The organism is Gilliamella intestini, from assembly GCF_900094935.1.
GTDB classification, from domain to species: domain Bacteria; phylum Pseudomonadota; class Gammaproteobacteria; order Enterobacterales; family Orbaceae; genus Gilliamella; species Gilliamella intestini.
This window is the reverse complement of the sequence record NZ_FMBA01000028.1, coordinates 1-15,054: the sequence shown is the minus strand read 5'-3', so window position 1 is coordinate 15,054 and position 15,054 is coordinate 1. Positions and strand designations below refer to the sequence as shown.

Sequence of the window (15,054 nt, the reverse complement as noted above, 5' to 3'; positions counted from 1 at the left end):
CTAAAATGAATGAATGTCAAAATGTTATTCTATTAATTGATATTGTCGAATTAAAAAGAGCGCAAATCACCCACTTTGTGGTATCAGCCTCGTTTCTATTTTTATTAGGATTATTTCATGAAAATTAAAACCCGTTTTGCGCCAAGCCCAACTGGCTATTTGCATGTAGGTGGTGCACGTACAGCACTTTATTCTTGGCTTTATACTCGCCATGCAAAAGGTGCATTTGTACTGCGCATTGAAGATACCGATCTTGAACGCTCAACGCCTGAAGCGATTGAAGCAATAATGGAAGGTATGAATTGGTTAAAATTATCATGGGACGAAGGTCCTTATTATCAAACTAAACGTTTTGATCGTTATAATCAAGTCATCGATGAAATGTTAGCCAAAGGTACAGCTTATCGTTGTTACTGTTCTAAAGAACGTCTTGAAAAATTGCGTGAAGAACAAATGGCGAAAGGCGAAAAAGCCCGTTACGATGGGCATTGTCGTTGTGATTCGGTACAAAAACAGCACTCACATGATGAGCCACATGTTGTTCGTTTTGCTAACCCTACTGATGGCACTGTTATCTTTAATGATTTAATCCGTGGCCCAATTGAGATTGCTAATAAGGAGCTTGATGATCTTATTATTCGCCGCACTGATGGTTCACCAACTTATAATTTCTGTGTCGTTGTTGATGATTGGGATATGGAAATTACCCATGTTATTCGTGGTGAAGATCACATCAACAACACACCACGCCAGATCAATATCCTAGAAGCATTAGGAGCGCCAATTCCTAAATATGGTCATGTATCAATGATTTTAGGGGATGATGGACAAAAATTATCTAAACGTCACGGAGCGGTTAGTGTCATGCAATATCGTGATGATGGTTATTTGCCCGAAGCATTACTTAACTATTTAGTGCGTCTTGGTTGGTCACACGGTGATCAAGAGATATTTTCTGTTCCGGAAATGATTAGTTATTTTTCATTAGATGCGGTTAGTAAATCAGCCAGTGCCTTTAATACTGAAAAATTACTTTGGTTAAATCACCATTATATCAACCATCTTGATGCGGATTATGTTGCTCAACATTTAATTTGGCATATAAACCAGCAAGGATATGATTTATCAAAAGGTCCTGATCTTATCACTATTATTAAGTTATTTGGTGAACGTTGTAAAACACTTAAAGAGATGGCTGAATCATGTGCTTATTGCTATCGAGATTTTGAAGATTTTGATGCCGATGCGGCTAAAAAACATTTGCGCCCAGTCGCCAAAGAGCCATTAGAAACAATTAAAGCAAAAATTGAAGCTATTGCTGACTTTGATTGGCAAATTGATAAAATTCATCATGCTATTGAAGCAACAGCAACCGAGCTTAATGTTGGTATGGGAAAAATAGGAATGCCATTGCGTGTTGCGGTAACAGGTATCGGGCAATCGCCATCGGTTGATGCAACTGTTTTTGCGGTAGGCAAAAAACGAGCGCTTGCTAGAATTGATAAGGCTTTGGCATATATTAATCAACGTGAGCAATCTCAAAATTAATATATTTATTGCAGGGAAATCCCTGCAACCCTTTTTGTCAAAGTGAGAGCTTCTATGGTTCGCTTAAAAAAACGCTATTGGATCTTACTTAGTATCTTATTTTTTATCATGCTGTTTTGCTTATTTGGTTGGCATTATTGGCAGTCTTTCAAGCAGAAAAATGGGATCATGGTCGATTGGCATGGCGCTAGCATTGGTTTTGAAGGTCTTACTTTTGACGAACTTACAATCAGTAAGCAATCTCAAATCTCTATAACCGCTAAAAATTTATCAATTTCATGGTCGCAGTTAACTGCAAATACTTTAGATATTTATTGGCAACCCAATGAATCTGAAATAGCTTTAGAAACTATTGAAAATACGGTTGATACAACGACTGAAACGCTTAATCAATCCGATCCCGCCCTCTCTTTAATTTCAACTATTACTTATTGGTTACCTAAAACGATTCATATAGATACACTGCGACTTTATGAACAAAATAAAGCGAGATTAGATTTAAAAGTTGATATAAGTAAACAGCAAGAAGCAATACAACTTAATTTATCAACCAATACCCAAGAAATAACACAATTGTCTGCCACTTTATTGTTTAATCAACAGGCTTTGCGGATTGACATACAAAACGGCCTTTTTAAAACATCCCTAAATCAATTTGGTTTACAAAATAGTAATTTAGTCTTACCGTTTACTGGATGGCTATCTAGTCATCAATTGGAATTAATAACTTCGGATAAAGCATCAATTAGTTTAGAAAAAGCAAATCTTTCTGACGATTTAATCCTTGGTTCTTCCAATGGGGATTTCAACATTGAATTTAAATCAAACATTCCATTTGATAGTAACCAACTATCTGCTATAGCAACATTAACCATTAATAAACTCAATGGTATTTATAAAACTAGTGAAATCAAATCGGTTACAGGCGATATCAATATTATTATTAAAGATAACCAATTTACTATTTCAACACCGGCATTAAATATTCAAGAAGTAAATATGGGGATCGCTTTTGAAAGGGTAAAATTAGCAGGAAGTTATTCAGCCTCGTTTAAAGCACCAAACAAAGGAATGGTTACATGGAAAAAAGCTCAAGCTAATATCTTCTCTGGTTTGGTTTTTATTGAAGAAAATAAATTAAATTTAGCTAAATTACCCAAACAATTTAATTTAAGGTTAAAACAGATACAACTAAAAGATATTTTTAAGCAATATCCTTCAGAAGGGCTTGCTGGTGATGGTGCAATTGATGGTGTTTTACCTATTACATTATCAGAGATAAAGAAAAAGGGGGAAACAGCTTTAAAATTTGTCATTAAAAATGGCAAGTTAGCTACAATCAACGAGGGTTATTTACAATTTGAAAATTCTGCGCTCAAAAGCTATGGGCAAAATAACCCCAATATGAAAATACTCACTGATATTATTAAAAATTTTCATTATACTAAGTTACAAGGCGCCGTTGATTACGCTAATGACATTGCCAAATTAAAACTGAATATTCAAGGAAGTAATTTGGATGTCGAAAATGGCAAAGCGGTTAATTTAAATATCAACCTTGAAGAAAATATGACTAAGTTGCTCATGAGTTTACAGTTATCCGATCAAATTAGTGAGCCAATCCGTAAACGTATTGAAGCTTACTTAAAAAATAAATCTTCAAAATAAGGGGTTATTTTATGGTACGAAATGTTATTGCAATTATAATATTAGCAGGTGTATTAACGGGTTGTTCACCAACTGTCAAAGTTCAAGCACCAAGTGAACCAATTAATATCAATTTAAATGTTAAGATAGACCATGAAATTAATATTAAGGTTGATAAAGCGTTAGATAATATAATCAATAAATCTGGATTATACTAATTGATAGATTTTATTTTTATCTGTCTTTTTGATTATAAGTATTAAAAATCCATACTCACATTTAAATAAAATATGATGTATTTATTAAGGAGTTTGTTATGAATATCTGTAAAAAAGCAACCTTGGCATTATTTTCAGTTGGGTTATCTTTTTCTGTGTTTGCATTAAATTTAGATCAAGCAATAGATTCATTAAGTCAAGCCAAAGCACAAGGGATAGTTGGTGAACAGTCTGATGGTTATTTAGGTGTAGTGAAAAACGAAGGTAACGCTTCTGAAATTGCGCAATTAATTAATCAGGCTCGTAAAGAACAATACCAAAAAGTATCAGCTGAAAGTAATGTCCCTTTAAGTGAAGTAGAAAAAAAGGCCGGTAGTAAAGCGCAAGAAAAGACCCCAGCAGGTCAATATATAAAGCGACAAGGCCAATGGTTAAAAAAATAATTGCTACTTTTTTCAGTAGTAAGAAAAGAATAATCACATTATGCTTTAATTGTGTATAAATAATGTGTATTCTGTTTGTTTAAATATTTGTTTTATGTTTAACAAAATAAAAAAAATTATCTAGTTAGTTTTTACTTGTAACAGTATCGCTTATGCGATTTGAAATGGAGAAAATCAATGTGTTCGATTTTAGGTATTCTTGATATTAAATCAGATCCAGAACAGCTACGAACAAAAGCATTAGAGCTATCATGTCTACAGCGTCATCGTGGTCCTGATTGGTCTGGTATCTTTGCGTCTGATAAAGCAATTCTTGCTCATGAACGTTTATCAATTGTAGATGTTAATACAGGATCTCAGCCTCTTTATAATAAAGATAAAACCCTAGTTTTAGCGGTAAATGGCGAAATTTATAATCATCAAGAACTCCGAAATCAGTACAAAGATCGTTATGAGTTTCAAACAGGTTCTGACTGTGAAGTGATTCTTGCTTTATATCAAGAAAAAGGTATTGATTGCCTTGATGAATTACAAGGTATGTTTGCTTTTATCCTTTATGATATCAATAAAGGCAGCTATTTTATTGGCCGTGACCATATTGGTATTATTCCAATGTATACAGGTCATGATGAAAATGGCACATTTTATGTTGCCTCTGAAATGAAAGCATTAGTGCCTGTTTGTAAAACAATTGAAACTTTCCCTCCTGGATGCTATCTATCTAGTACCGAAGGTGAAATCAAAACGTATTACAAACGTGACTGGATGGATTACGAAAATGTGAAAGACAATAAGACGGATATTAATGCACTGCGTGTTGCATTAGAAGAGTCTGTAAAAAGTCATTTAATGTCTGATGTGCCATATGGTGTTTTATTGTCAGGTGGACTTGATTCTTCCGTCATTTCAGCGATCACTAAAAAATTCTCAGCACGTCGTGTTGAAGATCACGAAAAATCAGAAGCATGGTGGCCACAGTTACACTCATTTGCTGTAGGTTTAAAAGGTGCTCCAGATCTAAAAGCTGCACAAGCGGTTGCTGATCATCTAGGTACAGTTCACCACGAAATTAACTTTACCATTCAAGAAGGTATTGATGCGATTCGTGACGTAATTTATTTCATTGAAACTTATGATGTCACCACAATCCGTGCTTCAACACCAATGTATTTAATGGCACGTAAAATCAAAGCAATGGGAATAAAAATGGTACTTTCTGGTGAAGGTGCTGATGAAGTGTTCGGCGGTTACCTCTATTTCCACAAAGCGCCAAATGCTAAAGAGTTCCATGAAGAAACCGTACGTAAATTAGCAGCACTACATATGTATGATTGTGCACGTGCGAATAAAGCAATGGCGGCTTGGGGCGTTGAAGCTCGAGTACCATTCCTTGATAAAAAATTCTTAGATGTCGCAATGCGCATTAATCCAAAAGATAAAATGTGTGGTAGCAATGGCAAAATGGAAAAACATATTGTCCGCGAAGCATTTGAATCTTACTTACCTGCATCGGTTGTTTGGCGTCAAAAAGAACAATTCTCTGATGGTGTTGGTTATAGTTGGATTGATACATTAAAAGAAATTGCAGAAAGTAAAATTACTGATCAGCAATTAGAAAATGCAAAATTCCGCTTCCCATATAATACGCCAACTTCGAAAGAAGCTTATATGTATCGTGAAATTTTCAATGAACTATTTCCAGTTGAAAGTGCAGCTCATTGTGTACCAGGTGGTCCAACTGTTGCATGTTCAACTGCTAAAGCAATTGAATGGGATGAATCATTTAAGAATTTAAACGATCCATCTGGACGTGCGGCGGTTGGTGTTCATAACGACGCTTATAAAAAATAATTGATTGCATTTAGCAAATGATAAAAAAGGGCATTATTGCCCTTTTTTATTGATTGAATTAACGTAAATGATAACTTTTTTGATAGTTAATATTATATTTCTAATCTCCTCAATATTTATCTAACACCTTCTATACTAAGAAGATTTGTCACTTGTTGAATGCAGTATATTTTTTAGAAAATATTTGTTCAATATGTGATCTAAATTCACTTTTTTCTAAAATTAATAAACTATACTAAATGTTACCAGTCACATGATGGTTAAACAGAAAGTAAATTATATTTATTTTCTAATAAATAAATTTATAAGGGTGAAAGATATATTAATTAGGAGCATTGAGTGGAAAATTATAAAATTGCAGTAATCAACTCAAGTAGTTTTGGGAAATACTTTCCTGAGCATTTAAAGCGATTAGAAAAAATAGGTGAAGTAAAACATTTCACTTTTGATAATAACATTTCAGGAAAGGAACTAGCTGATGCATTGCAAGGATACAATATATTTATAGCAAGCGTTAGGCCATTTTTTAATAAAGAGTTTTTTGATAATAAAAAAGATCCTTTATTTTTACTTTCTCGTCATGGAATCGGGTTTAATAACGTTGACGTTATTGCTGCCAAAGAACACGGTACGATTGTTACTATAGTCCCTCCTTTAGTTGAACGTGATGCTGTTGCTGAAAATGCAGTAACGAATTTACTAGCATTAATTAGACAAACAGTTCAATCTCAAGCTGCAGTTAAGTCAAATGAATGGAAAAAAAGAGCCTCTTTTTTAGGTATTAATGTTACTGGTAAAGTTGTTGGCGTTATTGGTTGTGGCAACATTGGTAGTCGAGTAGCAGAAATATTTAAGCATGGTTTTAATGCTCGACTACTCGTTGTTGATCCTAAAGTTAATAAACAATGGGCGAGTAAAAATAATATTGAAATTGTTGATTTAGATTATTTACTCCAAAATTCAGATATTATCTCTTTAAACGCATCATTAAATGAAACCAGTTACCATATTTTAAAAGAGCACCAATTTTCTTTAATGAAGAAAGGTGTTTATATCACAAATACTGCACGAGCTGAATTGATTGATGAAAGTGCATTATTAAAAGCACTTGATAGTGGAATTGTAGCTGGGCATGCAACAGACGTAATGTATGTTGAACCATCATACAACGATAATCCTTTAGTTAAACATCCAAAAGTACTTGTTACACCACATACCTCAGCTTATGCAATTGAATGCCTACAAGGAATGGGAGAAAAATGTGTACAAGATGTAGAAAATTTTGTTAATAAATTAGAACTACAATCAGTTGTTTCTTAATTATTTTTTTAATTTTTAAGTAATAATAAAAACATTAAGGAGTTTATATATGCAAGAAATGCATGTAACGTTTCTTCAAGCAGCCATCATTTCTGTATGGGTTGCGATGGTAATGTCTAGGGGGTTAGGAGGTGCAACATTAACATTAAGATTTACCCCAATGATGACAGGTTTAATTGTTGGGATAGTTTTTAATGATATTCCAAATGCAATGATAACAACTGCGGCAATACAGTTGATTTATATGGGAGTATTTTCTCCTGGTGGTCAAATGCCATCAGAACCTTCTATTGCCACGGCAGTTGCTGTTCCAGTAGCATTACTCGGAAAAATGGAACCCACTGCTGCTGTTGCGGTCGCTGTACCTGTTGGTTTATTAGGATCTTACTTGTATCAACTAAGATTTTTCTTTAACACTATGATTATGAAATTAACAGAAAAATATGCGCAAGAAGCAAATAGTTCAAAATTAACATTTTCTATAATCATACTACCAATCATTTGTAGTTGTGCTCTATTTATACCATTTATGTTTGTCGCATTATATTTTGGCGCACCGATTATTGCCGATGTGATTAAATCAAATGCGGGCGGACTTGTTTTCCATATCCTTAACGTCATTGGTGGTGGGCTGGCAGCTGTTGGTATTGCATTAACCATTTATGTGATTGGTAAAAAGAGTTACATCATATTCTTCTTATTGGCTTATTTTTTAGCGGTAATTACAAAACCACTCAACATAACAATGGTAACTTACGCAATTGTTGGCGCTATTGTTGCATTTATTTTTGTCTTGGCAAAAAGTGAAGCGGTAAACTCTGCGGCAGACCAACCTAGAAATAATGCCAATAATAATGAAGATGATGATGATTATTAATCTATAGATATTCGATTAATAAATTAGATAGAGGAATTTTATAATGACAGAAATCGTACAAGAAAGTATTGATCTAAAGCCAGAAACAATCACTAAAAAGGATATCACTATTGCGTGGTTACGATGGTATTATGCAAATGAAATCCCACACTCATTTGATCGTTATCTTGCGGCATCTTTAATGTGGGGATTAATGCCAATCCTAAAAAAACTATATAAATCAAAAAGTGAACTGGCTGCGGCTTACCAAAGACATTTATTGTTCTTTAACACTCAAATAACTTGGGGTGGGGGAACGATTTCGGGGATAATGGCCTCACTTGAGTCTGTAAGAGCTGACGAAGTTTATAACAAGAAACCAATTAGTATCGATAATGATGTACTTTATAATACCAAAGCGGGGTTAATGGGCGCTTTAGCTGGTATTGGCGATGCTATTGACTCAGGCACAGTACAATATATTTTTATCGCAATTGCACTACCTTGGGCACAAGAAGGTTTAGCAATTGGAGCATTATTTCCTTTCTTTGCCTTTGTAGTTTATCAACTTTTTGTTGGATATTATTTTGCTCAATTAGGATTTAAGTTAGGGAAAAACGCTGCAACAGAAGTTGTTGGTAATAAAATGCAGATGCTTATCGAAGGCTTATCTATTTTAGGTTTGTTTATGATGGGTATCTTAGCTGCCAGTTATATCAAAGTCTCATCAAGTTTAAAATTTACCTTATCAGGAAAAGATTTCGTTATACAAGACACATTGGATAAAATCTTACCAGGTGCGTTACCACTTATTGTTGTAATGGGATTATATTTTTATTTCTCTAAAAAAGGTTTAAAAGTAACCAGAGCATTAATTGGATTAACAATCATACTTGGTGTTTTAGCTGCAATTGGCATTTTATAAAATAATTATATAAAAAATAGAGGTTTTAAATTATGGGAAAAGTTGTTTTAGCTCGAGTAGATAGTCGTCTTATTCATGGTCAAGTTGCAACTAATGTTTCAAAAGCTGCTGGGGCTAATGCTTTATTTGTTGCAGATGACTATTCAGCAAATGACGAATTCACAAAAAATATCATTCTAGGCGCCGGAGCTAGCACAGGGCATAAAATCAGAGTACTAAAAGAAGATGGTGCGGTAAGATATTGGAATGATCGCAAGTACGATGACTTTAATGTTATCTTACTTACTAAAAATATTGAAGTAATGTATAAAATCATTAAAGCAGGCGTACCAATAACAAACCTAAATATTGGAGGTTTACCGCTAGTACCTGGGGCAACATCAATAATTAAAGAAGTATCGATAAACAAAGAGCAACTTGATCTATTGATCGATTTACAAAATAGTTACCCGGATATGGATATCTACTTTCAAGCAACGCCTTCATTGAAAAAAATAACATTAAATGAAGCAATCAAAATGTTTGAATAATATAGGAAGGTAAAAATGATAGGTGTCTTATTAATTAGCCATGGCAACATGGCTGCGGGAATGAAAGATAGTGTAACAATGATAGTTGGAGAACAAGACAAATTTGAAACACTATCACTTAATCCAGGGCAAGATATTAATCAATTAAAAACGGATCTATTTAATTGTTCAAAATCTTTAGATTCAGGCAAAGGAGTCTTAATTTTTGTCGATCTATATGGAGCCTCTCCTTACAATGCTTCAATGAAATGCGTGCCTCAATGGCGTGAATTGGGTATGGATGTTAGAGTTATTACCGGCATGAGCTTACCAATGGTAATTAATGCGGTATGTAATAGAGACTCATTGTCAGTACAAGAATTAGCCAAAGAGTGTCTTGAGGCGGGTCATGATAATATTCAAGACGCTATTGCTAATCTTACTCATTCCAACCAATCTCAAAATGAGGATGATTATTAATTAGTTTAATTTTGCTAATTGATAATATTATCAAGTGCATAGTGAATATGATTAACACAGTCATATTCACTATATTGTTTAATTTTTATACCTAACTAGTTTATTAATAATGGAAATACTTAAAGATCTTGTGCTCCGATACTGTGTCATATTTGGTAAACGATTTTCAGCTAAACAAAAGATTGCTTTTTTAAGAGTGATATCTAAAGAACTAATTCAATTAGGCTATATGGTTGATGCTAAACTAGCCAAGTTGAAATTAGCAACAAGACGATATGAAAACTATTACAATGCTTATATTGGTGATTTAAATAAAGCTGAATTAATTATTTGCACTTATTACGATACTGGCGTTAATAACTTTAATTTTCAAAAAAAATACGCATTTTCTCCACAATTTAGTAAATTAAGTTACTTTATCAGTATTGCACCAATCATTATTTTATTCATTGCTTCATTGATACTAAATTATTTTGTTTTTATTCCTGATATCCGTACTCAAGGTTTTTTTAGTATTTCAGGCGTTGGCTCAATTATTTCAACGGTTTTGTTATTTTTTTTCGTCTTTAAATTTAAAAGTGGCATTCCTAACCAAAAGAACTTTGTTTGTAATTCATCAAGCATTATTACCATCATAAATTTAATTAATAAACTTAATAAAAAAGAGAAGAAAAAAATAGCTTTTGTTTTATATGATGGTGGCAATAGTAACCAATATGGTTTAAAAATGTTGGAAAGCTATTCTAACCAAATGAAAAACAAAAAATTTATTTTTATCGATAGTATTGGCAATGGTAACGAGTTAATATTTCTAAAACCGCAACAATCAAATCTACAACTAGAAAATATTACTTTTTACAGTGGCAAAATGGAAACACAACTACCTAATTACATCATGATCACATCGGGTGATATAGATGAAAATGGTAAAATTGTTATAAAAAATGCCCATAGCGCAAAAGATAACTACTTGTCCGATAAAGTGATAAACAAACATACTCAATCACTGCTTGAAATAAGTCGAGCATTGATAAGTAGCAATAATGATAAATAGTAGAGGTAACGTTATTGTGAAGATAAGAAATCACCCCAACCAAAATAATTAGGTAGGGGTGATACATCAATTAATGCGCAGCGCCTTTAGGTGCACCAATCGGTAAAACCGTACGACCAAATTGCTCATTAATCACTTCTGCCATTGCTAAATAAACAGCACTCGCACCACAAATAATGCCTTCAAAACCAGCAATATGAATAATGCCATGGTTACCAGAAATATTACCAATAGCTAATAAAGCAAATAAAAAGGTTAAACTAGCAAAAACAAATTGTAATGCGCGATTGCCTTTTAATGTACCAATAAACATAAAGCCAGTAAAAATACCCCATAAAGCAAGGAATATGCCAACAAAGGTTGCATCAGATGGTGCTGTTGCTGGTGAAGTCGGTAAATACCAAATACCAACTAGTGCAATCCAAAAGAAACCATAAGACGTAAATGCGGTAGTACCAAACGTGTTACCTTTGCGAAATTCTAAGATTCCAGCAATCACTTGTGCAAGTCCACCGTAAAAAATACCCATTGAAACAATTGCCGTCATAACAGGGAAAAATCCGGCATTATGAATATTTAATAAAATTGTTGTCATACCAAACCCCATTAGCCCAAGTGGACCAGGATTGGCAAGTTTAGTTTGCTCCATAAGGATCCTATAAGTTAAATTTGACGATTAAAAAGAGCGGCAATGATAAGTGCAGAAAATGTTATAATCAAGATTTAAGGGAAAATTATTTTTTTATTCCCCTTGATATTAATAATAACGTTCCCATTTATGTGAAAACAAAAACGTTTCTTTGTGAAATAAAGGCTTGAAAATTAATATTTAAGACCTATATACAAGAAATAAAATACACAGATTTGAGGAGAAAAGATTATGGGTAAAATTATTGGTATCGATTTAGGTACAACAAATTCATGTGTTGCTGTAATGGACAATGGTCAAGCAAAAGTATTAGAAAACGCTGAAGGCGATCGTACAACCCCTTCCATTATAGCTTACACACAAGACGGTGAAATCTTAGTTGGTCAACCAGCAAAACGTCAAGCAGTAACCAACCCACAAAATACACTATTTGCAGTTAAACGTTTAATTGGTCGTCGTTTTGAAGATGCTGAAGTACAACGCGACGTTGGTATTATGCCATACAAAATCGTAAAAGCTGATAACGGCGATGCTTGGGTTGATGTTAAAGGTCAAAAAATCGCTCCACCACAAATCTCTGCTGAAGTATTAAAGAAAATGAAAAAAACGGCAGAAGACTATCTTGGTGAGCCAGTAACTGAAGCTGTTATCACTGTTCCTGCTTATTTTAACGATGCACAACGCCAAGCAACAAAAGATGCTGGTCGTATTGCAGGACTTGATGTAAAACGTATCATCAACGAACCAACAGCTGCAGCGCTTGCTTATGGTCTAGATAAAGATGTAGGTAACCGTACTATTGCTGTTTATGACCTTGGTGGTGGTACATTTGATATTTCTATTATCGAAATCGACGACGTTGATGGCGAAAAAACCTTTGAAGTACTCGCAACAAATGGTGATACTCACTTAGGTGGTGAAGACTTTGACTCACGCTTAATCAATTATTTAGTTGACGAATTTAAACGTGAACAAAACTTCGATTTAAAAAATGATCCGCTAGCAATGCAACGCTTAAAAGAAGCCGCAGAAAAAGCAAAAATTGAATTATCATCAGCGCAACAAACTGATATTAATTTACCTTATATCACTGCTGATGCAAGTGGTCCAAAACATTTAAATATTAAAGTGACTCGCGCTAAACTAGAATCTTTAGTTGAAGACCTAGTAAAACGCTCAATGGATCCAGTTAAAACTGCATTACAAGATGCAGGTCTTTCTGTTTCTGACATTAAAGACGTTATTCTTGTTGGTGGGCAAACTCGTATGCCAATGGTTCAAAAAGCGGTTGCTGACTTCTTTGGTAAAGAGCCGCGTAAAGATGTAAATCCAGACGAAGCGGTTGCAGTTGGTGCTGCTGTTCAAGGTGGTGTACTTGGTGGTGATGTTAAAGATGTTTTATTACTTGATGTAACTCCATTGTCTTTAGGTATTGAGACTATGGGTGGCGTAATGACAACTTTAATTGAAAAGAACACAACTATTCCAACAAAACATAGTCAAGTGTTCTCAACAGCTGAAGATAATCAATCAGCAGTAACCATTCATGTATTACAAGGCGAACGTAAACGTGCTAGTGATAACAAATCATTAGGTCAATTCAACCTAGATGGTATTCAACCTGCACCTCGTGGTATGCCACAAATTGAAGTTACTTTCGATATTGATGCCGATGGTATTTTACATGTATCAGCAAAAGACAAAAATACTGGTCGTGAACAAAAAATTACAATTAAAGCCTCATCAGGATTAAGTGAAGAAGAAATTCAAAAAATGGTTAATGAAGCAGAAGCAAATGCCGATGCAGACCGTAAGTTTGAAGAACTAGCACAAGTACGTAACCAAGCAGACCACCTTGTTCACTCAACACGTAAACAAGTGACTGAAGCGGGTGATCAGTTATCAGCTGACGACAAAAAAGCAATTGAAGATGCAGTAAGTGCTTTAGAAGTTGCCTCTCGTGGTGAAGACAAAGCAGAAATTGAAGCTAAAATTAATGCATTAATGGAAGCTTCTAAAAAATTGCTTGAATTAGCACAACAACAGGCCCAAGCGGGTCAAGCAAATAGTGGAAACACTAATGCGCAAGACGATGTTGTTGATGCAGACTTCAAAGAAGTTGATGAAAATAAAAAATAATCATTAACTAGTATGTTTTTTAATGCGTTATTTCAACAATTTTTAAACATATAACACATTAAACGGGCACGAGGTCACCTCAAGCCCGTTTAGTTGTTTATGAAAAAAGATAAAAATAAAGGTTAATTATGGCGAAGAAAGATTATTATGAAACATTGGGCGTTAGTAAAAGTGCCAGTGAAAGTGAGATAAAAAAAGCCTATAAACGCCTAGCAATGAAATATCATCCTGATAAAAATCAGGACAATAAAGCCGAAGCCGAAGCAAAGTTCAAAGAAGTTAAAGAAGCTTACGAAGTCTTAACCGATCCGCAAAAAAAAGCAGCTTATGATCAATATGGCCATGCTGCTTTTGAACAAGGTCAAGGCGGTGCAGGAGGATTTGGTGGATTCGGTGGATTTGGCGGCGGTGCTTTTGACGATATATTCAGTGATTTTTTTGGTGGTGGTCGTGGGCGTGGACAAAACGCATCTCGCGGCAATGACTTACAATACAATATCACCTTAACATTAGAAGAAGCTGCCGCAGGTGTGAGTAAAGAAATTAAAGTTCCAACGTGGGTAAGCTGTGATACTTGCCATGGACAAGGAACCGAAAAGTCTTCTGACGTGGTAACGTGTAACACATGTCATGGTGCAGGTGTTGTACAAATGCGCCAAGGCTTTTTTGCTGTACAACAAGAGTGCCCAACTTGTCATGGTCGCGGTAAAGTTGTTAAAAATCCATGTAAAAAATGTCACGGTGAAGGCCGAATACAAAAAACAAAAACATTATCTGTTACAATTCCTGCTGGTGTTGATACAGGAAATCGTATCCGACTTTCTGGTGAAGGTGAAGCTGGCTTAAATGGTGCGCCATCTGGTGATTTATATGTACAAGTACAAGTCAAACCGCATGCTATTTTTGAGCGAGATGGTACAAACTTACATTGCGAAATTCCAATCAATATTGTATTAGCATCACTTGGTGGCGAAGTTGAAGTGCCAACACTTAATGGCAAGGTCAGCTTAACAATTCCTGCTGAAACACAAACAGGAAAAATGTTCCGACTACGAGGTAAAGGCATAAAATCGTTGCGTGGTAATGCTGTCGGTGATCTTTACTGCCATGTTGTAGTTGAAACACCAGTTAATTTAACCAGTAAACAAAAAGAATTACTAAAAGAGTTAGGTGAAAGCTTTAAAGCTGATAAAAACTCTAAACACAGTCCCAAAGAAAAAAGCTTCTTTGACAAAGTGAAAAAGTTTTTTGGTTAATTTGATATAGTTGTAGTAGCTCAAACTTAATCTGACAGACACATATTACTCATCGGCTTTCATTTTAACAAAATGCGTGTCCGATGAGCAAAATAAATTCTCCAATTGCTTTTCCTTAACCAACCCCTTTGCATCATTCCATGTTTGCCATGGTGTCTT

At 34.5% G+C, this 15,054-nt stretch carries 15 protein-coding genes; 14 read left to right on the top strand and 1 reads right to left on the bottom strand.

Translation table 11 applies throughout. The features are described from left to right. The first annotated feature begins 5 nt into the window (after positions 1 to 5). The 12 genes from GA0061080_RS13010 (at position 6) to GA0061080_RS08140 (ending at position 10,851) form a co-directional block, all read left to right on the top strand. Positions 6 to 128: a hypothetical protein gene (locus tag GA0061080_RS13010; protein ID WP_280642394.1), complete on the top strand. Its 123-nt coding sequence runs from the start codon at positions 6 to 8 to the stop codon at positions 126 to 128. Continuing rightward, positions 118 to 1,548, top strand: coding sequence for a glutamate--tRNA ligase (gltX, locus tag GA0061080_RS08190; protein WP_091123917.1), 1,431 nt, complete (start codon positions 118 to 120; stop codon positions 1,546 to 1,548). The genes GA0061080_RS13010 and gltX overlap by 11 nt, the downstream gene beginning before the upstream one ends. A 54-nt stretch (positions 1,549 to 1,602) precedes the next feature. Next, complete coding sequence (locus GA0061080_RS08185) at positions 1,603 to 3,216, top strand: intermembrane phospholipid transport protein YdbH family protein (protein WP_091123914.1); 1,614 nt, start codon at positions 1,603 to 1,605, stop codon at positions 3,214 to 3,216. 11 nt (positions 3,217 to 3,227) lie between these two features. After that, the gene (locus GA0061080_RS08180) at positions 3,228 to 3,413 is read left to right on the top strand and encodes a YnbE family lipoprotein (RefSeq protein WP_034911268.1); all 186 of its coding nucleotides are present in this window, start codon (positions 3,228 to 3,230) and stop codon (positions 3,411 to 3,413) included. 98 nt (positions 3,414 to 3,511) lie between these two features. Continuing rightward, positions 3,512 to 3,856 (top strand): YdbL family probable chaperone protein, encoded by a 345-nt coding sequence (locus GA0061080_RS08175; protein WP_091123911.1) that lies wholly within the window; start codon positions 3,512 to 3,514, stop codon positions 3,854 to 3,856. 177 nt (positions 3,857 to 4,033) lie between these two features. Continuing rightward, on the top strand, positions 4,034 to 5,707 hold the full coding sequence (gene asnB, locus GA0061080_RS08170) for an asparagine synthase B (RefSeq protein ID WP_091123907.1): 1,674 nt from the start codon (positions 4,034 to 4,036) through the stop codon (positions 5,705 to 5,707). A gap of 339 nt (positions 5,708 to 6,046) precedes the next feature. Then, positions 6,047 to 7,027 (top strand): D-isomer specific 2-hydroxyacid dehydrogenase family protein, encoded by a 981-nt coding sequence (locus GA0061080_RS08165; RefSeq protein WP_065559969.1) that lies wholly within the window; start codon positions 6,047 to 6,049, stop codon positions 7,025 to 7,027. A 58-nt stretch (positions 7,028 to 7,085) separates the two neighbouring features. Next, the gene (locus tag GA0061080_RS08160; protein WP_065559981.1) at positions 7,086 to 7,904 is read left to right on the top strand and encodes a PTS mannose/fructose/sorbose/N-acetylgalactosamine transporter subunit IIC; all 819 of its coding nucleotides are present in this window, start codon (positions 7,086 to 7,088) and stop codon (positions 7,902 to 7,904) included. Positions 7,905 to 7,947: 43 nt separating this feature from the next. After that, positions 7,948 to 8,808, top strand: coding sequence for a PTS system mannose/fructose/sorbose family transporter subunit IID (locus GA0061080_RS08155; RefSeq protein ID WP_065559970.1), 861 nt, complete (start codon positions 7,948 to 7,950; stop codon positions 8,806 to 8,808). Between the two features lie 32 nt (positions 8,809 to 8,840). Next, complete coding sequence (locus tag GA0061080_RS08150; protein WP_065559971.1) at positions 8,841 to 9,338, top strand: PTS sugar transporter subunit IIB; 498 nt, start codon at positions 8,841 to 8,843, stop codon at positions 9,336 to 9,338. 15 nt (positions 9,339 to 9,353) lie between these two features. Further along, complete coding sequence (locus GA0061080_RS08145; protein WP_091123904.1) at positions 9,354 to 9,797, top strand: PTS sugar transporter subunit IIA; 444 nt, start codon at positions 9,354 to 9,356, stop codon at positions 9,795 to 9,797. Positions 9,798 to 9,906: 109 nt separating this feature from the next. After that, complete coding sequence (locus GA0061080_RS08140; RefSeq protein WP_091123900.1) at positions 9,907 to 10,851, top strand: hypothetical protein; 945 nt, start codon at positions 9,907 to 9,909, stop codon at positions 10,849 to 10,851. A gap of 70 nt (positions 10,852 to 10,921) precedes the next feature. Here the strand turns inward: GA0061080_RS08140 and satP are convergent, their stop codons facing one another. After that, positions 10,922 to 11,500, bottom strand: coding sequence for an acetate uptake transporter (gene satP, locus GA0061080_RS08135; protein ID WP_091123898.1), 579 nt, complete (start codon positions 11,498 to 11,500; stop codon positions 10,922 to 10,924). Between the two features lie 231 nt (positions 11,501 to 11,731). Between satP and dnaK the strand changes: the two genes are divergently transcribed. Further along, a complete protein-coding gene (gene dnaK / locus GA0061080_RS08130) occupies positions 11,732 to 13,639 on the top strand; it encodes a molecular chaperone DnaK (RefSeq protein ID WP_091123894.1) in 1,908 nt (635 codons plus the stop codon). 128 nt (positions 13,640 to 13,767) lie between these two features. Further along, complete coding sequence (dnaJ, locus tag GA0061080_RS08125) at positions 13,768 to 14,895, top strand: molecular chaperone DnaJ (protein ID WP_091123889.1); 1,128 nt, start codon at positions 13,768 to 13,770, stop codon at positions 14,893 to 14,895. The last annotated feature ends 159 nt before the right edge of the window (positions 14,896 to 15,054 follow it).